15 protein-coding genes are annotated in these 21,742 nt (G+C 46.1%); all 15 read right to left on the reverse strand.

All coding sequences use genetic code 11. From position 1 onward, the window contains the following. Positions 1–560 precede the first annotated feature (560 nt). A complete protein-coding gene (locus Q4E64_RS05940) occupies positions 561–1,379 on the reverse strand; it encodes an Rpn family recombination-promoting nuclease/putative transposase (protein WP_303166832.1) in 819 nt (272 codons plus the stop codon). 397 nt (positions 1,380–1,776) lie between these two features. Further along, positions 1,777–2,190 (reverse strand): hypothetical protein, encoded by a 414-nt coding sequence (locus Q4E64_RS05945; RefSeq protein ID WP_303166833.1) that lies wholly within the window; start codon positions 2,188–2,190, stop codon positions 1,777–1,779. 20 nt (positions 2,191–2,210) lie between these two features. Further along, a complete protein-coding gene (locus Q4E64_RS05950; RefSeq protein WP_303166834.1) occupies positions 2,211–2,609 on the reverse strand; it encodes a hypothetical protein in 399 nt (132 codons plus the stop codon). Continuing rightward, positions 2,609–4,411 (reverse strand): dynamin family protein, encoded by a 1,803-nt coding sequence (locus Q4E64_RS05955; protein ID WP_303166835.1) that lies wholly within the window; start codon positions 4,409–4,411, stop codon positions 2,609–2,611. The genes Q4E64_RS05950 and Q4E64_RS05955 overlap by 1 nt, the downstream gene beginning before the upstream one ends. Further along, positions 4,408–6,225, reverse strand: coding sequence for a dynamin family protein (locus Q4E64_RS05960; protein ID WP_303166836.1), 1,818 nt, complete (start codon positions 6,223–6,225; stop codon positions 4,408–4,410). Before Q4E64_RS05960 ends, Q4E64_RS05955 begins: the two co-directional genes overlap by 4 nt. A 77-nt stretch (positions 6,226–6,302) precedes the next feature. Then, the gene (locus Q4E64_RS05965) at positions 6,303–6,860 is read right to left on the reverse strand and encodes a hypothetical protein (RefSeq protein ID WP_303166837.1); all 558 of its coding nucleotides are present in this window, start codon (positions 6,858–6,860) and stop codon (positions 6,303–6,305) included. Positions 6,861–6,887: 27 nt separating this feature from the next. Further along, positions 6,888–9,374, reverse strand: coding sequence for a dynamin family protein (locus Q4E64_RS05970; protein WP_303166838.1), 2,487 nt, complete (start codon positions 9,372–9,374; stop codon positions 6,888–6,890). 422 nt (positions 9,375–9,796) lie between these two features. After that, positions 9,797–10,318 carry a hypothetical protein gene (locus Q4E64_RS05975; protein ID WP_303166839.1) on the reverse strand — a complete coding sequence of 174 codons (522 nt, stop codon included), beginning with the start codon at positions 10,316–10,318 and terminating at the stop codon, positions 9,797–9,799. A 102-nt stretch (positions 10,319–10,420) separates the two neighbouring features. Next, entirely contained in the window at positions 10,421–11,635 is a 1,215-nt protein-coding gene (locus Q4E64_RS05980) for a Wadjet anti-phage system protein JetD domain-containing protein (protein WP_303166840.1), read from the reverse strand. Further along, a complete protein-coding gene (locus Q4E64_RS05985; protein ID WP_303166841.1) occupies positions 11,622–14,924 on the reverse strand; it encodes an SbcC/MukB-like Walker B domain-containing protein in 3,303 nt (1,100 codons plus the stop codon). Before Q4E64_RS05985 ends, Q4E64_RS05980 begins: the two co-directional genes overlap by 14 nt. Then, a complete protein-coding gene (locus Q4E64_RS05990; protein WP_303166842.1) occupies positions 14,921–15,541 on the reverse strand; it encodes a DUF4194 domain-containing protein in 621 nt (206 codons plus the stop codon). Before Q4E64_RS05990 ends, Q4E64_RS05985 begins: the two co-directional genes overlap by 4 nt. Next, complete coding sequence (locus Q4E64_RS05995) at positions 15,538–16,950, reverse strand: Wadjet anti-phage system protein JetA family protein (RefSeq protein WP_303166843.1); 1,413 nt, start codon at positions 16,948–16,950, stop codon at positions 15,538–15,540. The genes Q4E64_RS05990 and Q4E64_RS05995 overlap by 4 nt, the downstream gene beginning before the upstream one ends. Before the next feature lie 399 nt (positions 16,951–17,349). Next, complete coding sequence (locus tag Q4E64_RS06000; RefSeq protein ID WP_303166844.1) at positions 17,350–19,053, reverse strand: ATP-binding protein; 1,704 nt, start codon at positions 19,051–19,053, stop codon at positions 17,350–17,352. A gap of 11 nt (positions 19,054–19,064) precedes the next feature. Then, positions 19,065–20,063, reverse strand: coding sequence for an SIR2 family protein (locus Q4E64_RS06005; RefSeq protein ID WP_303166845.1), 999 nt, complete (start codon positions 20,061–20,063; stop codon positions 19,065–19,067). Positions 20,064–20,088: 25 nt separating this feature from the next. After that, on the reverse strand, positions 20,089–21,735 hold the full coding sequence (locus Q4E64_RS06010; protein WP_303166846.1) for a class I SAM-dependent methyltransferase: 1,647 nt from the start codon (positions 21,733–21,735) through the stop codon (positions 20,089–20,091). Positions 21,736–21,742: the final 7 nt, after the last annotated feature.

Genomic DNA, 21,742 nt, shown 5'->3' on the forward strand with positions numbered 1-21,742 from the left:
CCATGACCTTTTTAAACATAAAATCGTTACTGATGGGCAGAGTGTCAAAGCTGCTATTCGTCATGTTCTTCTCCTTAATTATAACATATTTGCGGCTGGGCCGCGCGGATAAATTATTTAGCGAATTATATTACAGCAAGATAATCACCGCCTTGAAAATAAAAAAGCAGTACCGCCGACTGCGTTTAAATTCGCAATCGGATTGGTACTGCTAAATTTCGCTTAGAGTTTCTCAAAGAAATTCCTCATCGTAATCGCGGCGCGCTTTGGGAAGGCCGCCGCTTACTGCTTTTTTAGTTGTCAAAGAATTACTGATTTTAGTATAACAGCAATTTCGCTTACAGGCAAGCGCATATTCTTCCTAATCTAAAAATCAAATTTTCTCCCTTCCCCTCGCCAAACGCGCTGAGGAAAATGTTCGTTATAAATTTTCGGCGCGCTTCCTGGAACGAATCGTTCCCCAAAAGAATGTTTGTGATAAAAGCAACGCCCGCGCGTACTGCGGTAGTACGCCGGACGTTTGCGGTTTTAGAAAAAACGATTTAGTTTCGCGATAAAATTTATTCTACGACTTCCAAGCCGTTGGCCTGCGCCAAGGCATAAACTTCTTCCTTACTTAAATCGGAATAGGCAATAATTTTAGACGCAGGCTCTTGGCATTTAAGCATTTTCAAAGCCATATCAATCCGCCCTTCCTTGCGCCCTTCCATGCGTTCGTCCTTTAATCTTGTAGATAAAACCATATATTCTCGCCTCGCTTTCTTATCCTGACGCAATCGTATTACTTCCGCTTGCACTTCCTGGGTAAATTCATCCGTAGGCACATTCTCGTTTACGTAACGCAAAAAGTTTTTGACCTGCGGCGTTACGTCTCCATGCGTACCCTGCGAATTTAAAAGCATCACGGTTACGTCGTTTTTTAATTCCAACGCTAAATTTTCCAAACACCTGCTTTTAAAAGTATAGACATAGCGCCCTTCGTTGAAAAAGTCAAAGGCGCAGATAAAAACTAAAACCAACGGGTTCAATTCGTCGAAGTCCTGCCCTTTTTGCAGCATATCCATGTCCATGATGGATTGGTAGTAGCGCGTGCGTTTTGGCAGTACCGGCTCGCCCGTCGTGTCGCCCAAAGTATTTTTCACCTGCATTTCCAGATTGTAGCGCGTGCGCTTCTCATCCGCAATAATAACATCCAGGCGCACGCCCCGGCTGTCATAGTAAAGTTCGATGGTTTTTTCCGTTTCGGTGTAAATAATATCGGCGATTTTCTTTTGCATAATTGCGCCGACAAGTTTTTTACACAAGCGCTCATTCTCCATGACCTTTTTAAACATAAAATCGTTACTGATGGGCAGAGTGTCAAAGCTGCTGTTCGTCATGTTCTTCTCCTTTATTATAACATATTTGCGGCTGGGCCGCGCGGATAAATTATTTAGCGAGCTATACTACAGCAAGATAATCACCGCCTTGAAAAACAAAAAGCAGTACCGCCGATTGAGTTTAAATTCGCCATCGGATTGGTACTGCTAAATTTCGCTTGGGATTTCTCAAAGAAATTCCTCATCGTAATCGCGGCGCGCTTTGGGAAGGCCGCCGCTTACTGCCTGTTTGAATTTGTAAAAGCGTTCGCTATAAAATAATTATAGCAAAGATTTTGCTTGCGTTCAAGCGGCTTTAATTCGCCAATCGCACAAAAACTACCGCCGCAAAATTACGACGGTAGTTTTTTTAAATGAATGCATATTGTAATTATCTTATTACTTAACAGCGGATTTTTTATTTCGTTATATCGAAAGGATTAGCATGATATTCCCCGGCGTGCGCTAACGGATCCTGATAACCTAACACCGTGCTGGCGTTACCGTTAAACGACAAATAATCTTCGCCGCCAAAAACATTGGGCAGCGTGGTCAGCGCCTTAGCGTGCCCGCGATAAATATCCTGCCCGCCGAAAATGTTATCGTGCGACGTTTCTACAATCTGTCCGTTTACGCGCACCTGCTCCTCGCCTGTTACCGGGTCGGTAATGCGCAGCACCTGCCTACCGTCTTCAAAATTTTGCAACATCGGCTCATGGTGATGCAGCAAAGAGCCGTTATGCATTACGTCCGCGCTGCCGTCATGCTGGGGAACGCTGCTATAATAACCGTCGCCATACTGGGCGTCAAATTGTGTAAATACGCTCATCATCACACCTCCTGCGCCAAAAACTATCTAAAAGAAAAATTATTAGTCAGGTCGCCGTCCGGCGCAGTACGATAATGCTCCTGCACATATGTACCGTCGCTGCGATAATAACCGTCCACATGCACTAAAGGCCTGCCGTCGTCTCCAAGCAAAAACGGATGGCAATGATAACAATGAGCATGAGCCAGCGGGTCGTTCTGACATAAGAGGCAGTTAATATTACAATGATCCGCAAGCCCGCCATCCTGTTCTAACATAGGATGATAGTCTTCATATCCATAGGCATCGTTTCCATAATCCGCGGTCAACAGATGGTCGCTATGCCCCGGCGTATCGTCCGCATAATCATATTGTTCCTGATAGTCGTAACTATAAGGGCTGTCCATTATATTATTATCGAATTGAGAAAATATGCTCATCATCACACCTCCTGCAGTTTCTGCAAATATTTTTGCACCTCGCCTATCTGCACCGTTAAACGCTGCACCTCCGCCGCAAGGTCGCTGCTCGCCGTTTCCTTGTCGCTGATTTCTGCGTCGATGCGCTCCTCTAGCGACGCCAAAATATCATCATAAGCGTACTCGGAATTTTTTATGATTACCGCGCACTTTTCATCAATATATTTATGAATGTGTTCTCGCAAATTCAAAATATACTCTGCCATTTGCTCCTGAATAGCGGGGATAACCTGTTCCTTGGCCGACGCCAGCTGGTTTTCTAAAAATTTACGCTGTAAAAACGGAAAAGCCGCCATACTGATAAAAGGCATAAGCACCGGCCCGCCGATAAGCATCATCAGCCCCGCGCCTCCGGCCGCGATAGCGCCAGCCTTCACCGAAGAATTGGAAACATCCCTCGCCGTAATATTAAACCCGCGCGTATTGCCCTGCATCGTCCCGCCGAAGTTGGCGTTAAGCAATAACTTTTGATTAAAGCGATAGGAAATACCGCGGGCGATTTCCTTTTCCAAAGCGCGTAGCAAGACGTCCACATTGGGCGCGTAGCAAGCCACCCAATTTTCCAGCTCTCGCTGAATAGTTTTTGATATGCGCTGCTCTATATAATCCTTAAAATCCAGTCCCTTGTAAAACTGTACGTCGTCGATAATTTTATCCTCGAACTTTTTATAAAAATACTGTAATGACTTATCCGCCATAGCGTAAATATTTTTCTTTTCCACTTCCGCATAGCTGCGGATATGGTCTTTGTTTTCCTGCTGCTCGCGCAGCATCTCCTGCAAATTCTGCTTTGCTTCGCGCAGCTTATCGACGTCCGCTGCCTTCAACGCCCGCTGGTTTTCCAGACCGCCGTTCAAACTTAAAAGCAGTTCCTGCATACGCCCCTTATAACGCTGCAACTTCAGCTCCTCCACGCGGCCTTCCTGCACGCAACGCCGCAAGGCTTCCTTAACCTCGTTAATACCCGAAGCCTCGATTAAAGCGGCGTTATTCTGCAAAATTCCCTGCAGCGCCATCTTAGCGGACAGCGGATATAATTGCAGCGTTTTCAGCTGATGCTCATTTTCAGAAAAAGCGCGCATCATATGCAGCTGCAAATTTTCCAAAAAATCCGCGTCCTCCTCCTCGTCCACGCTGTCGTATTTATTGACAACGAAAATAATATTATCTATGCCCTGGGATAAAAGCTTTGTATCGATAAAATCCTTTTCCGTCTTTTTCAGCGGCGAATTAGCGTCCAGCAAAAACAATACCGTATTGGCCTTGGGAATAAAGCGATAAGTTACTTCGCAGCGCTGCTCGTTTAAATCGGATACGCCGGGAGTATCGACTATTACCGTGCGGTTTTCCAGCAGTTTAAAGGGATAACCGATTTTAATATATTTTATCTGATTGACGTCGCTGTCCAGATTTCTTGCCGAATAGCGCTCCAAAAAGCTTCTTTCTGCCCTCCCCTGCTGTACCGTGCCGTCCTGCATCACAATCTGCAGCTCCGGCTTTTCGTTGTACATGATGGCGTTAATAGTAGCCGTTTCCGGCAGCACGTCGGTGGGCAGCAAATCCTCGCCCAGCAAAGCGTTAATAAACGTGGACTTGCCGCGCTTGAACTCGCCCAGCACCACCACGGTAAAAAAATCGTTGGCCAAATCACGCTGCAGGTCGAGCAAAGCTTTCATGCAAGCTTCGTCTTTCTGTACAAAAGGCAGCGTCAGCAGCTCGTCCACATTTTGGCTAAACCTTTTCTTAACTTCCGCCATATTCATCATCTAACCACCGCCTCCAATTTAACATATAGCGCGTTGATCTGCTCCTGTTGCCGTTGCAAGCCCGCGCGTATTTCTTCCACGCTCTGCGCTTTCGATTCTTTTTGTTCGATCAGCGCTTGCAGCTGCTCGTTCATCAAGGATAAGCGCTCTTCCACCTCGCTTTGCAAATCGCGGCACACCTGCTGCGCATTACGCTTGTATTGTTCGCCTATTTTCTCGCTGAAGCCCTGCAAATTAGCTGCGTACTGACGGCGCACCTGCTCCTTGATTTTTACCTTATCATCGGCAAAAGGATTACCCCCGCCGCTCAAAAACCAACCCGCCGCAGCCGCCACAATCCCCACAGGCCCGCCGAACAAAGCGCCCGCTACTAAATACGAACCAATGGCTATACCCAAGCTATTATTCGTATTATTTTTGTGTCCGCCGCCGTCCGTCTGAATTTCTCCCAAAGACGCCCAAGCGTTGGTAATGGGCAAAGCGTCCGCATCAAATTCCATATCCTGCCACAGCTTGCGCAACGTGTCCGCCGCTTCGCTGACATTTTCTTGCAGCAGTTTTTGCTGAAGTTCGTTGATATCTGTCAGAAACTGCTTCTGCACAGGCGTAACGGCAGCTTCCACTAATTGTTTGATTTCCTGGCTGTCCAACGCATTGATATCTCCCCGGTAACCGTCGACGGCTCCCATCGCCGCCTGTTTAATTTTATTTACCGCCGCGTCTGCCAGTTGTTCTACTTCCATCTGCCCGCTCAAAAGCTGAGTTTGCAAATATTGCACAATGCGTTCTGCCTCGCGTTTGGTTTTAGTAAATTTAGGACGCTCTTCAAATAGTTTTTGCTTTAAATCGTCTAAAGAATGATTTAACCCTTCCTGCTTGACGCCGATATCGCGTTCCGCTTCTTTCAAAGCCAATTGGCAACGCGCCGCGTATTTACGCAATTTAGCCGCGCCCTTTTCTTCGCTCAAAAATTTGCCCAACGCCCGCTCAAATTCCGGGAACCCTGTTTCTTCCAGCGTATTGGGGCAATTTAATAAAGCCGTAGGCTTTAAAGTTTCACCGTTCTCCCTACGGCGGTACAGCAGCGCCTGCTTGCTGCTGACCATAAAAATGCGTTGGGAAAAGTCCTGCACGTCGACCAAATTGTCCAGCGCGTATTTTATAAGCCGTTCCTCTTGACCGACGACTTCATCCTTATAGTTAATGACGATAAAGATATCCTTAATATTATTGCCGACCACCTGCTCTACCAGAAATTCCTTTTCCGTTTCCGTCAGCAGCTGCGCCGCCGATAAAACCAGAATAGCCGCTTCGGCCTGTCGCAAATATCTGTAGGTAATCTCGATACGCCCCACGTTCAAATCGTTAGTGCCGGGCGTATCCACCACGTCCACCTGATTAGCGCAAAAGTCCAAAGGATAGGCTATCTGCGCGTAGGCAATATTGCCGAAATCGATGCTGTGCTTTTCCTGCCAAACCTTGGCGGCTATATTATGCAGCATGGCAAATTTGTCGGGCTTGTTTTCCGTCTGCGCTTTGATAAGGTCAAATTCGTCCTTGGTAATCTGCTGCTCCTTGCCGTCCTTATAAAAAAGCTTAAATTGCGGCGTATCGCCGTAAACGATTTTGCTGATGACGTTGGTGGTAGCCTCCTTGCTGGCAGGCAAGATAGCCTTGCCCAGCATGGCGTTGACGAAGGTAGATTTACCGCGGGAAAATTCGCCGATGACTACCAAATTAAAACGCTCGTCCGCCAAACGCGCGGCGTCTTCCTGCAGGCGGCGCTGCGCGGCGGTCAGCTTTAAATCCTGCAAAAGTGAAAGCGTTTCTGCGATATGCTGTTGTAGTAATGATTTTTGTTGGTTGTAGTGTGTGAAGTCCATAAATCAATTTAGTTATGTCTTATATTTTTATAAAAGAAGCTGTTATTAATACTCTCTTCATTATTATTTCTTTCTTCTCGACAGTTGTTTCCAATGTTAAATTTTTCAATTTTCTCTATTTCTTCATTCATACTAATAAATCTACATTCACATAACATTCTCTCAATATGTTCCCTTAGCCTATTATTAGCTCTTACGCATGCATATATACAATCATCATCCTTTGTTAACTCTTCCCAATCAGGTACCAATGTTTGGAAATTTCTTAAGCATGTTGTCCCATATCTTGGTGCGCTTTGCGATTCATTCGCAAAATTACCACGTTGATACTCATCAAAAATTCCTATTTCTATTTCATGACCATATCCTTTTATATCGTCCTTTATTGATATAAAAAAGAAACCTACTTTATTTTCTCCGTCGCAAATATTATATAAATATGAATCATCCGGAACATCAACTCCTACTGTTAAATTTTCGTCTCCATTATACGCATCGGGATGATTGTGTATAAAATTCACTATAGCTTCTTCAAACCTATCAATTCTTCTTAATTGAATACACATTGTTATCTACCTCCGTAAGTTTAAAAATTAAAATATTGCTAATAACGCCAACACAACCAATGCTCCTAAAATTGGCAGCAAGCAACCGGAGCTTTGCGAGGCTCTTGCAGTCTGCGCTTTACCGCGCCATTGCGCGGCAGCTTCTTTATTAACAGGAACATTACCCGTTCCCTGCTCCAAATATTCCGCTACCTTTTCCTGCGCTGCAATATGTCCTTGCTCAGCTGCTTTTTTATACCATCTATATGCTTCTGCTTTATTTACAGCAATTCCGCCTGCTCCTTCTTCATAATACTTGGCAAGCATGTACTGAGCATCATCATAGCCTTGTTCCGCAGATTTTTTATACCATTTTACAGCCTCGCTTCCATTTGCCTCAACGCCAATTCCGTAGTTTAAACACCTTGCCAAATTATATTGCGCATAAAGCTGCCCCTGTTCCGCCGCCTTTCTATACCATTCTACCGCTTCTTCTTCATCGACAGTTATGCCGCCCCCTCCTTCTTCCAAATAGCTACCTACCATATATTGGGCATTGGCATCACCTTGTTCCGCCGCTTTTCTATACCATTTGTAGGCTTCTCCTTTATTGACGGCAACTCCCATTCCATCAAACAAGCAATCAGCCAAATTACATTGCGCATAAAGCTGCCCCTGTTCCGCCGCCTTTCTATACCATTCTACCGCTTCTTCTTCATCGACAGTTATGCCGCCCCCTCCTTCTTCCAAATAGCTACCTACCATATATTGGGCATTGGCATCACCTTGTTCCGCCGCTTTTCTATACCATTTGTAGGCTTCTCCTTTATTGACGGCAACTCCCATTCCATTAAACAAGCAATCAGCTAAATTCATTTGCGCTATCGCTAATCCTTGCTCCGCCGCCTTCCTATACCATTCTACCGCTTCAGATTTATTAACGATTACGCCTCCCCAGCCTTTTTCTAAGTATCTACCTACCCAATTTTGCGCTTCCGCATAGCCCTGCTCTGCCGCTTTTTGATACCAGGCAAATTTTTCTTCCGCATTAGAAGCGTAATATCGTCCCATAGCGTACTGCGCCGCCGCAAATCTTTGCTCGGCGCTCTTGCCAAACCATTGCAGCGCCGCGGCCATATCCCGCTCCGTTCCCACTGCGTCGTAATAGCAACGCCCTAAATTATATTGCGCCGCCGCCAATCCCTGTTCCGCCGCTTTAGCATACCACGAGCAGGCTTCCTCCGTCTTTTCTCTTGTTTCCAAGACGCTTCCGTATTCGTTTTGCGCACGCGGGTTGCCTTGCTCCGCCAAAACCTTGAGCCAATATTCGGCTTTGTCCGCATTGCCGCCGTCTTTATAAAAACGGTACATATTGATAAGCGCGCCTTCATGCTTTTTCAGAGCTGCCTTTTGGTAAAAATCCAAGGCTTTATCCGTATTTTGCAATACGCCGATGCCGCCGTCGTAAAGCACGCCCAACAGGAATAACGCCTGCTCGTTACGCCGCCCCGCTTCGCGCTCGCAATAATCTTGAATGGTAGCGATAGCAGTCCCCAAAATTTCTTCTATTTGTAGAATTTGCTGCTCGCTAGCAATATAAGCGGCGTAATCAACGTCCTTCTTCCGCGCGTTTTCTTCTTTCCAGGCGGCAAAATATTTATTGAAATCGTTAAAATAATATCCCAATTCGTCCAAGAGCGTATTTAATTTGAAGACGTCGCGATGCGGCACCACCAACGTCATAATCGCCTCGTTCAGCGCCGATAAATTTCCTATTTGCTTTTTCAGCGCATTATTTTCTTTTTGCCCCTCCCAAGCGTACTTAGCCGAAATACCTATAACCGCCTGCACTTTGCCCTGCAAAGTTTTTTCGATTTTAGCCAAAAATTCCTGCGGGTCGTCTTCTTCCTCGTCGATAAGATCCATTTTATTAACCACGGCGATAGGTTTTAAACGCGGCGTCAAGCGATCCATCGCGGCAACTTCTTTCCTGCTAGCCGCCTGCATACTGGAAAACATCCACAAAACCGTGTCGGCCTTGTTTACAAAAGCTTCCGTAGCCGCCGAATGCTGTTCGTTGACGTCGTTCAAACCCGGGCTATCGATAATGCTGACTTGCCGTAAAATTTCAATGGGCATTTGCCGTTCCACATAATCTATAGATGCGTGGATCACGTTTTGCTGCGCGTCGTCGTTTACTGCCGTCAACCTGGAAAACTCTGCCGGACTATAAACCTTGCTATCGCCGTTGCGAAAATATACTGTCAATTTATCCTGTGCACCATAGCACAGCTTGGTTACTACGGCTGTCGTAGGTTTAGCTTCCACCGCAGCAATTTCTTCGCCTACCAAAGCGTTAATAAACGACGATTTTCCCGTAGAAAAAGAACCCATGACCATCAGCATCAAAGGTTCTTCCGTATGTTTAATAATTTCATCCAGTCCTGCGGCATATTTAGCTAACTGCTGCTTGCCCAGCTCCTGACTAACTGTTTGTAAACCGGCGATAACGTCTTTGACTTCTGCGATAAGCATTTAAACAATCCCCCTGTAATATTGCTTTATAAATTACTGTTTCTTCCCATACAATAAAATCCCGCTGCGCTTCTTTAGCCGCCTGGCGCAATAAGAGTGCCGGGAAATATTTTTACATTGACGCCTGTACGCGCCAAATTTTTCTGACGGCTGCTACTGAAAAAAATGACACATATTCAATTTTAGTATAGCACCCCGTCCCCCCCGGTCAAGCAAAAGTGCATCGAGCACTTTTGCCTTGAAGCGCTGTCGCGCGAAGCGTTGCCAGCGAAGCGCAAAACAAATTTCAAGGCGCTGCACGTTAATCTTTAAATCAAGCATGGTCTGTACTTGCACAACCAATCTAGCCCGGCTGAATAAACCGCAAGCAAAAACGCCGCCGACGTTGTGTCAGCGGCGTTTTGTTATTTGTAACGCTTATCTTAATTCAGTTCTGCTTCGTTATCCTCAATGGGAACCAGACTGTTATCGGAAAATGTGCCTAACGGCAGCGAGCATCTTTCCAGCCATTCTTCTGTAGCTAATTCCGGGATTGGGTCTAATAAACATTTTCGTCTCATACAATCCCGGCTCATATCCACAAGCTTCTGGTCATAGTTAGTCTGCAAAACCTTAAAAATCTCCCAACGCACATCATCCGGCAAATGCAGTAAAGTAATCTGCGTCTTACCGGCAAATTCATAAATATCCATCACTTTAAAGCGAGCTCCCCGCCCTGCTATGACCCATCCCCAGTTTTCATCGTCAATGCTGCCAAGATCGCGAAAATGATTACTTAAAATAGCGTAGCGATGCGTGGTAACCATGCCGCCCACTCTCCATGAAGCATCAGTAAAGAACGGCACTCTGATAATCTGCCCTGCTTTATAGGGAGCCATTTCTTCCGTAGTTAAATTTATATCGCGCACATAAATAGATAAGCCGGGAAATAGCTCATTTAACAAGTCTTCTATTATTTCTTTTGTTAATTCCACCGTCAGCCTGTTATCCTCCTTGTATATCTCAAAAGCTTTCAAATATTTTTTTATCTGCGGCACGCTTTAATTTTATCTTTGTTCTCCCAAACTAACAATCTCCTGCTCCAGCTTGACGTTATGCTCCAGCATATAATCGACCAGCTCGCGCAGTTCCGGGTTCCCGCGCAAGGACGCCAGCCGTTCCCGGTCGCGCTGCGTCAAGGGCAGCAGGCAGCTTTGGTGGCGCGCGTCGGCCAGCTCCCGCGCCGACATTTTGTACATGGCGAAGGGCGCGCCCGTCGAACGGCGCAGATGCTCGTAAATAAACAGGCCCCCGGCGTCGATATCGCCGAAATGGTAGTAACGCGCGCGCGGGTTATCGCGGTAAACTTTCTTCAAAAAATCCCGCTGCCCGCGCGACATAAAGCCGCCCAGATAAAAATACGCCGTGTCCGCGGCTTGCAAACGCTGGTAGGAAGTTTTATTTTCCACCGTCATGAAGGCGCCCGCGCGCACAGAAATTTTTTCGATACGCGCCAGCTCCGCCGCCGCGAACTCTATGCCGCCCTCAAACAAGCCGACGTCCACTTCGCGCCCCGCAATCGTCAAAACGATTGCTCCCTTCAGGCACAGACGCGGCTGCTCCTTATAAATTGCAAAGCGCTGCAAAATTTCGTCGTTTAATTCTTCTTCGGCGCAAGGCGCGGCATAGCTCCGCCGCAAAATCGACGCGACCGCCTCCAGCGTATTTTCTTCAAAATATTTGCTGCCACCGTAAATCAGCATGGATGCTTCGCGCAAATATAATTGGCGCTCGTTGCGCTCCACAAAAAGCAGCGCCCTGAAAATATCCTCCAGCCTGGACAAATCCTTGGGAACTGCGCGCCTGGCCAACGCTTCTTTCAGCTTGGCGCATTCGGCGGTAAGCGCCCGCGTTTTGCCGTCGTAAGCGTCTATTAAGCGCCGCAAATTTTCCAAAGCTTCATCGCGCGGCTCGTAGCCGTATTTTTCCGCGAGATATTTTTCTATCGCGCCGACGCTGGCGTCGACTAAATAAATTTTGCGAATCTCGCTGCTGAACGGAATTTTTTCGCACGTCAGCCAGCCTTTTTGCGCCAGCGACTCGACGACTGCGTTCACCGCCGCCACCTTGGCCAAATCGGCGTCGTTATCGTTATATTTTTTATACAAACGGTTGGGCGCGAGCTGCGTGCGCCTTTGGATAAGATTGGAGCCGTCGTCCTTTTTGCTCCTGCGGTACTTTTCCACCAGCGATTTTAGCAGTTGCTCTTCATATTGCGGCATAAGCTTTCTCCTCGTGGAACTGGATGACGCCCAGCTGCATATCGCCCGCGCCGACGCGCAGGGCCGGCAGGATAACTTCGCATTCGTTGCCTATGGCTTCCGTTTTATCAGGCGAACAGAAAATCATCTGCAATTTCTGCCGCTTCATAAAATCCAGCATAATCTGCACGTTATGCGGGTCCATTTTCGCAAACGGCTCGTCGATAAACGCCAGGCGCGTGGAATTGGCCTTTTGGTTGTAGTACATCAAAAGCGCGGCGATTAAAATCAACAGGTACGGTATCTGCACCTCCGCGCCGGAATTGTAGCCCGTTTGCCTGGACAGCTTCGCCTTGCTGAGCACGGCGTTGCTGACGAGAATTTCATATTCCATATAATTGCGGTAATCGGCAAAGCGGCTTATCAAATCTTCGCTCTTGCCGGACATGATGCCGTCGATAATCCGGCGCAATTCTTTTGCCAAAGCCTCGCCGCGTTCGTCGTCCGTTGCGGCGAAGCCTCCCAGCGTAAGTTCGCCTTCGCCCGCGCCCAGCTCCGTCCGCTCTTCTAAATATTTTGCGTACTCCAAAATTTTAGCGTAATCGCTGCCGTCCGCTTTGCCGCGCACTTCAAACTGGTACTTGGCGGCGAAGTTCAATTTGCTCAACTCCAGATTGATGCGGCGCAAATCGTCCTTAGCGGCTTCGCACAATTCGTAAACGCGCAGCACGAATTCTTTTTTAAAAACGCTTTCGTACTTAGCCGTCTGCTCCCGCAAGTTTTGCCGGACTTCCTCAAAATCGTCCATCCTGATATGCTCGAAGCGCGCCGCATAGTCGGCTCTGTCGGCAAAGTCCAAAGCTTGGTTTCTATTATCGTAAGCGCCCTTCAAGCTGTATAAAATTTCCCGGCTCTGGTTAATGCGCTGCTGCAAACGTTCGCGGCTTTGCGGCTGCAAAATGTTGCCGCGCTTCGCCCCGCCCAGATAAGCGTCGTACTCTTCTTTGGCCTGCCGCGTCAAAGCGTAATCTTCAACTTCGCATTGGGCGAACGCTTCGCGCTGTTCCCGCAGCTCGGTCGCGGCTTTTTTAAGAAACGCTTCGCCCTGCTCCAGCTCGATTTTCAAAGACGTTTTCCGATAATGCAGTCGCTGTTGCTCCTCGTCGCAAACCTTTTTCTGCTCCTCCAGTTCGCCGAGCAGGATGGTCAGTTCCATAAATTCGCTGTTCTGCTTCTGCGCCTCTGCCAAATCGCGGTACTGTTTTTCGCTTTCACGTATCTGCTCGCGCAGCGCCTGCAATTTTTGCCGGACGCCGTAATCGTATTCGCCGAAAGCTTCCTGGTACTCCTGCAAGCGCTTGCGCAAATTTTCCGTGTCCTGTACGCGCGCCAGCAGCGTTTTCTTTTCCTGCTGCAAACGCGCGGCTTCTTTTTCCGCGCGCTTCCTGTTTAATTCAAAGATCCTGTGCCCCAAATAATAATAGCCGATACGGTCGAAGCGCAAAAAATAACTATCCATCGCTACGGACACGCGCCCTTCGACGGAAATGGCGTTTTCAAAATTACGCGCCTCGTCTAGCTTGACGCCGTGCATCCTGCCCAACTGGAAATCGAAATAGCGCTGCGCGACCCGGTTTTTAATTTCCAACTGGCGCACCACGGAATCGTTTTCCACTTTGATTTGCTTGCGCATTAAAAGCTTGGTGTTAAAGATATGCGCGTATTTGAATTTAGAGCCGTTCAAAACCTCGTCCGCGATATCGTAATACTGCGGCTCCACCAAAATCGCGTAACGGCGCGCCCCTAAAAAAGCCTCGACGCTGTCGCGCCACGCTTCGTCCTTGAGGGCGACGACGTACTCACAGGCAAATTTAGCCTGCGCCTGTAAATTGCGTTTCGCTAATTCTCTGTTGATTTCCTCGCGCAGGCCCACGTAATCGGGGATGTTTTGGTAAGCGTTGCGGTGTTTCCTGCAATCCTCGATAATTTTATATTGCGCGGCCAGATTTTTTTCTAAGCTCGCCAGGTCGTCGCGCATTTTGCGCAGCTCCCCTACCTGCCCGTCGTAAAATTCAAAAACGAAATTACGCAAGGAGGCCGCGGCCTTTTGCTTAACGGCTTCCGCATAATCCGCGCTGAGCAAATTTGCCAAAACGTCCTTTTCTTCGACGTTCGCCCCGTGGCTTTGCAAAACCTGCAGCAAGCCGTCTACCTGCCGCTGAAAACGCTCCAGCTTCGCCGACTTTTCTTCCAGCTCGCGCTTTTGCTTTTGCAAAATTTGCAGCCGCTCCCGCGCTTTTTCTAAAAGCTGCGCGCAATCCATGCGGCTCAGACCGGCTTCCGTTTCGCGCAGCTTACCGGCGATAAAATTACTTTTGTCCTCCGCTTCGCGCAGCGCCTGCCCGACGGTCTCCGCTTCCCGCCGCGTCAGCTCCGCTTCCTGCTCGCGCTGCGCGATAGCGTTTGCTAAATCCTTCAGCCCTTTATAAACGATTTTGATATCGTCGCGCTTTAACAGCTTTTCTTCGTTATCCAGCGCGTCGAACGCCTGCAAAATCGCCTGCAAATCGTCCATTTCCCGGCTGATAACTTCAAAACCGCTTTGCAATTTTGCGATATTTTCTTTGGCTTCGATAAGCTTGGCAAAATCCACCGCGCGCTCCGCCAAAACGCTATTGCGGATAAATTCGTCGATTTTCGCTTCCGGTTTATAAGTCATCAGCCCGCGCAATTTGCGCAAATAAATCTGCAAATTATGCGAATCCAGCTTCAAGCCCGTCATGCGCAAAAATTTTTGCAAGCCCTGCTCCCTGTTCAGCAGCTCTACTTTATAACGCTGGCGGAACTGCGTCGCGCTGTACGGCAGCAGCAAACCGTCCTGCGTATAAGTATGCTCGACCTTATCTAAAGCCGCGTTATCCAGCGCGTACCTGAAAACCTGGCAGTTATTGCTGGGCGGGGTTTCGATAATCGTGCCCAGAATAAAATTTTTCTTCGCCACCTCGTCGTAATATTCCAAAGCGATATGCGTATAAACATTGGGCGCTTTATCCGCCGGGCGCATATAGGTAGTGTTGGTAGCGTCCAGCAAGCCGCGCGTATAGGAAGAAATCGTGCGGCTACGCTCGCCCTTGATATCGGAAGATTTATTAAAGACCGTGTCGCCGTAAGCGGCGTATTTGATGGCGTCCAACAGCACGGATTTGCCGTTGCCGTTCTTACCCGCGATGAGCGTAAAAAAGCCTATGGGAGCGGTAATATTCGTAAAGCCGTACCAATTTATTAACCGCACTTTCTTGAGCAGTATCATACGCGCTCCTCCTCTTCCGCCGTTTCCGCGCCGTCAGCTTCCTTCATATATTCTTGCGCCGTCGTTTTAAACTGCGCCAGGTCCCAGCTGAATTGCAGGGACGGGTACAAGGTTATTTCCTGTTCTTCGCTGTCGTCGTCCTCGTCGTAATCGATAAGATTATACTTTTTGAATAATTTAAAGGCTACGCGCAGTTCCGTGCTAATCACCGGCACGCCGAAGAATTTTATTTTATCGATGATATCGCCCTTGGCGGCCGTGATTCTTTCGCTGTAGCCCACGTTTTCCAAATAAATTTTCCACAACACCAACAGCAGATGATATTGCAAAGTAGAAAAGCGCACTACGTTGGCCTGCTTGAGCCCGACTTCGTTTTCGTCCTCTTCATTAGCTATAAGCATGGCCAGACCGATTTTATCGTCGACGTGCAGATCGAAACCCATGGCGCGCAAATAAACCGCCAAATCCTGCCTGTTGGCTTCCCGCGACGCGAACGCGTATAACTTGGCGTCCTTATCGCGCAGCAAAAAAGTTCCTTCCAATAATTTACGCACGCAGCGTTTAAAAAGCAGCGCGTATTCTTCTCTAATCGTTAATTGCAAATTTATTTCGTTCATCTGTCGACCCTTTGAATATCGAATTTATTTATCGCCGCAATTTTCGTCTGCAGCGTCCCGTCCCGGAATTGCACCCGGAAGGGAAAGGCGCTAGCCCCGGAATAAATTATCGCCGCGGCCAGCATCATTACTTCGCCGCGCGTATCGGCAGGGCAGTCCTCCACAGGCACTGCGTCTTTGTCGCCCAATAAATTTTCCAAATACGCGGCGGCGTTCCGCATACTATATCTGTCTGGATATTCCTTCAACAATTCGTCCGTCAGCCGCCGCTTTTCTTCTTCGCTGAGCGTCGCCGCTTCTAAGCCCGCGGTTTTAGCGTTGGGCTTGACGCGCTTGCGCCTGTTGATGGACTTCCTGCCGACGAAGCCATAGCTCAAGAGGCGGCTGCAGGCGGCCAGCTTTTGCAAAGCTTCTTCGCGCTCTGCCTGCGGCAAGTCTTTCAGCGCCAGCAATAAGCGGTTGAGTTGCTGCTCCAAATTATTGCTGGCGCCCAAAACCATCATCATGCGCACGGAATAAAGATTGTAGTACGTATTGATTCTTTTGTCGATATAGCTCATCTCGTTTTCGTATTCCAGATTCAGGAACACGTCGAGCTGGTCGAACATACCGTTGATATGCTCTCTGGCGGCTCCGGCGTCGGCGTTATACAAACTTCTGTATTCCGTTTCCATTTTGGCCGCCAGCTCGGAGCGCCGCAATTTGTTGAGCAGCCTGTTGATATTCTGCAAATAAACGGGAATCGACCCGCTGCGCTTGATAAAAAAGTAATCGTTAAAAAAGCGTTTTAAAAGTTCGTCCTTCAGCAAAAATTGCCCGAAGCTGTTGGCGTCGCTCAATTTCATCACCAGGCGCATAATCGTGCGGATGCTGTCCTTGAGCGCCAGCAATTCGTTTTTCAAATCGGCGGCGTATTCCGAAAGCGGCTCCAAGACGTTGGTATAAGGACGGACGGCGCGCGCGCTGTCTTTTTCCAGCGCCGAACGCAGCACCTCGTAAATAGAAAAAATGCGGTTCGTAATGGCGCCGTTGGCGTCGCGCTGAAAAATTTTTTCCATCGCGCCGATGAGCTGGCGGCAGTAAATATTGACGGCGGCTATATTGTCGCCGCTGCGTCCTATTTCTCTTTCGGACAGCCAGCCGCAGCGCCGGAAATAGCGGATGATAGCGGCGGCGTTATCCTGCGCCGAGTATTGCCCGCTGATTTCGTCGCCGATGTTTTCCGTTTCCAAAACGTACTGGCAATTTTCTAAATACAGGCAAATCCTGTCCTTAGCGTCCTGCTCGTATAACACGGGTAAGGTTTTCGACGCTTCGACGAACAGCTTAATGCATTCCCAATATATTTCTTTATTTTTACAACAAAAGGGGTTGAAGAAATTATCGTTGATATTTTTTAATAACGACACTTCTTCACCCCCTTCAAAAATTTTTCTCGCTTATTTTTACAAATCCTCGATAACGTCCGCCGTCTGCCTTACCGCGTCGCGGAACTCTTCCAAAACGTGGTCGATGACTGCCAACGGCCGGCTGTATTTTCATCAACGGCGACCACCAAAGCTTCGACATTGTAGGAACTTATATCTTAAACAATTTTGTTTCTTCCAATTGGCTTACTTAGCCATATTATCTTAGCTATATGATGGAAGCTTATCAAAACTTTATCAATGATGATCAACTTTGAAGATGATTTGATATAAATTGTTACGGGTAATTATACACCGGAACCAACATCATTATAACATATTTATGGTAACAATCAAAATAAGCCTTCGATTTTCTGATGTTATTTATTTAAGGATGGTTTGTTATTTTGACTGTTTTCTCAATGCTTCTACGGCACTGTCAATATCTACAGAAGGAGATTCCTTAGACCATTCATCCCAAAAATCAATAGTTGCACTTCGTGGCTTCATATCAGGTGGCGTAACTCGGATTCTACTTGGCAACAAACTGGCATCTCCAACAACAAGTGCCTCTCCTATATCTAATATTGGAAGCATTTCTGCATAATCGCCTAAACTGTCCGGCAATAGCCGTTTTACAACTGCTTGGTCATCAACGTTAGTAAGTCGCATTGCAATAAAATTATTACTTTGACTTAGTACAGTGCGATTTACTTCTGAAGGACGCTGAGATATTACAACTAATCCAATCCCGTATTTTCTACCTTCCTTTGAGATTCGTTCAAATGTTACCAAACTGGCATCGTCAATGCTTTTTTCAGTATTGGCAGGAATATACAAATGTGCTTCATCGCAAAAAAGCGCAATTGGATGCCGATGAGCAGAGTTTGTCCATTGCTGCACAGAAAAGATAACACGAGCGATAAGAGACACTATTAACGTAAGAATATCAGACGGTACTTCCGAAAAATCAATAATCTTTACTCCTTTTTTGCCAGCGATAGATGGTAACATCAATTTACTACACAGTTCACTCATATAATCATAGTTGAGCAAACGTTTTTCTGATGCAAACATGAAATTCAACCGCTTATCTTTTTGTTTGGTTTCCAGACGTTGAATAAAGCGAGTCAATTTGCCGAAGTAGGGCCCCTGTTTTTCGCTTCTGGCACCAGAAACCATTTCTGTATCTTTAGACTTTAGGAAAGCAAGCAAATCGTCAAGGCTATATGGAACAGGACTATCCAACGTGATGTTTGCTTCCATTTCAGCTTTATTTGCATTCCTCAGAAATTCTTTCTTTCCATCAATAACTGCGCTACTAAACATCATTGCCTGATTTGGAGCGTTATTGTCACTTCGGTCAAGCATGAGCGAGAGCATTTCTTCATACGTCAGAAGCCAATACGGAAGGAAAAGCATTCCTTCCTCTATAGCATCATTTGGTCCTGCCACCTTAAGGTGTGTAAAATTATCACCTTGTAGAGAAGAATACTCCCCGTGAATATCGAACAGTATTGCATCTGCTGATTTGAGAGCTGCAACCTGTTCAAGAATTTTGGCAACACACCATGATTTTCCGGAACCTGTACTACCGACAATTACAGCATGGCGCTGAAATAATTTATTTCCGTTTAGCCAAGCTGTGGCATCTTCATCAATTGAATAGTTTCCAATTTGTAAACTAACTGCATCTTCTCCTTCGGGAATAGATGATATTGCTTGCATAAATCGTTTTAACCTATCTCCGTGGATAAGGTGGCATTCTGCATTTATCGTTGGTATAGTCGCCAAGGAACGACGAAATACATTTTCTTTTCCAGCCTCTCTATCAAAGTGTGTTCCTATAAGAATGACTTTGATAATATTAAACCCAAGCTCTGGGGTTAAATCTGCAGTTGAATCACTATATGCTGACTTGCGAATAATTTTCGACACCAAGCCAATCAAGTGTTGTCCTATTTTTGAACTTTGGATGGAGATTAAATGATTCACTTGTAGACCTCGTAATTTATCATCATTCTCCACTTTAACAATAACCGTAGATGTGTCTACACTTTCAACAGTACCCAGCAGTTCCTCTGGTGTATATTCAAATATGCTCATTCTACCCCTCCTTACCAAATATTTAAGAAGTTATCCAACAGCCAATATTGCCCTTCGTAGGTTTCTTCCCATCCGTTTCCATATACCTTGGTATGCAAATCATCCGCATTCTCAAAAACGAGATATTTCTGTATTCCTGCATCAACAATATGTTTTCGGCAAGCTGCTGTCATTGTTCTTGCAAGAACAACAATTGGCTTACCTTTAGAAATTTGAGTTAAAAGCTTTGGTTGAATATGTTCGTCATTAAACCCATAACCAATACATAAGTATGCACCTGCCTGCACAAATGCGTTGTCTGCTTCCGCAATCATTGTCCTGTATGGCTCATCGTGTATAGTACTATACTTTTCCTTCCCGGGAGGAATAATTAGCGGTTGAAAAGTATCTGGAATTTTTCGCGACAGAGGAAAAGCTGCCACAGTTCCATCAGGAGCTATAAACCAATCCAATGAGCCATGAACTTTCCAAATATCGACAACCCGCTCCCGAGCACGTGTACGCCGCATTCTTAACTGTGCTACAGGTAGCTCTAATTTCTTTATCAACGTTCCTTCAAAACCTGTAACTGTAGTTGCACCAACTCCATCCGCAGAATATTCAGCCAAGCGATCATAATTGGTTGTAACAATTACCGCTTTATTGGGAGTAGGTGCGAGTACCTTTCGAATTAGATCAGCCAAAGCCTGAGGCGGATTTACGGAATTTCTATCAAAATAAGAAAGATCATTTTCGTTGACCGTTTTCCAAACAACACATCTTATGGCGTTTAATGTTTGAGGTAACAACGCAACTGAATCTATGGCACTCTCAAGCCCTAAACTATCTATCGCCGTACAGAGTGTACCATAATTAGGATCGGAAATAACAATGGCTGATTTCTTTATTTCTTCCGCAAGAATCCCCATAGAAGGAAGCCCGTATGGCATAGATGCACCAGAGCCTAAAACAATCAATGGCCTATTCTCCAAATATTCCTGTAGCATACTCATACATACGTTCCATTCCATTTAGTTCCACTTCCTTCCTTTGCCATTAGCTAAAATGTTTTTCGTTGTATCCTCGCCCTAATCTTCTTTTCTGCATTTTCTTCCAAATAGCACGACACTTTTGACATATCTTAGAATCAATGCCTAACACATTTACAAGTAGTTCATTATCAACTGCATCCAGAGCATTTTCAATATCTCCATCGCAACGAACTACAGAATCAATATATGTCAACAACCCATCTCTAAGCGCAGAATCAATTTTTTCTACCTTGGGCAGCAAAATATTCCCCATTTCACTAGGAAGAATTTCAAGTACACCACCACCATAGCTTCGTCCACAAATCTCGGTGAACGCAAAAGAAATGCTATTATAATAAGCAAGAAGAATAGTCTGTGGATCAACACCATCATTGAATTTCATTCTGTGCATCGTGTCCGTCGATACCGCATCGCATTTATTCAAGACAAACTTTGGATAAAAGTTGTTTCTTCTCAAGAAAAACGCATCTGGCACCCATACAGAAGGAATAATATACCATCTATCCCTGATGGAGCATTTGTAGCCCTCATGCTCTCCACTCTTTTCACCAAGCAAAATATACTCTTTATGTTCAGCAGGGTATTCTTCGTATGGAGTATCCGGGAAGTTAATCAGTCTTGCACGCTTACCTGTAGTCTTATTTCTTTCCCAATCTTCTGTTGTGAAATATATTCCATGAGTATGAGAACTTCTGCCCACCAGTGGAAGAGTCACATCATCCAAATGATAGCGCTTAGAAGTACCTTCTGTAATTGAAAAATAACTATTATTTCCGGTTGTTATTCCAACGTTAATTATGCCATAATCAGAGAATTTTGCAAATCGCTCATCTGCACGGAGTTTCTGAATAAGAGCCATTTCATCAGCTGATACAAAGTATTTCGTCCATTTCTCCTTGACATGTTGCATTTTCTGGAAGCCGTTCTGTTCCAGATCTAGCCGCGAAAAACTGTCTAGATCATTCATTTCAATAATACGGATGCCCTTTTCTTCAGCTCCCTTTTCCCCAATAAAAACGACTACTTCCTGCTCTATATCAGGAAACACAAGTTGTTCAAAGGTTATCAGCGTAATCTTTGCCAATTGCTCCGAAAGGAATAAGCGCAAGTCTTCGGCATATGCAACCTGGAGAATCTCTGCCGGTATGATAAAAGCAATTCTTCCATTATTAGAAAGCAACTGCACGCACGCTACCAAGAACGCCACCCAAGCATTGATAAGCTTGTTTGACTTCATCCCATGTGATGTAAGTATCTTCGATTGTAGTTCTCTCTGAGACTCTGTTAAATACTGATAGCGGATATAGGGAGGGTTTCCGAGAATCAAATCATAAAGTTTTTGACCAAGTATGCTGGTATAAAATTTGAAGAAATCTTCATTGAAAACCTGAATATGCTTATTGCAGCAATAAGTCTTTTTGACTTTTTCTACTTCATCAGACTCAATCTCAACAGCATCTATAGAGTCGATGTCATCCATTATACCTAATTGTGCAAGGCTATCGAGGAAGACTCCATCACCACAACTTGGCTCAAGAACAGATTTAATATTTTCATGCGCAACAAGCCTAACCATAGCATTTGCAAATTGCAATGGTGTATAGTAAGCTCCTCGTAACTTCTGCTCTGAACTATCCTTCTTGAGTCTCATTGTTAAT

The sequence above is a fragment of the Phascolarctobacterium sp. genome (assembly GCF_030531065.1).
In the GTDB taxonomy this organism is placed as follows: Bacteria; Bacillota; Negativicutes; order Acidaminococcales; family Acidaminococcaceae; genus Phascolarctobacterium_A.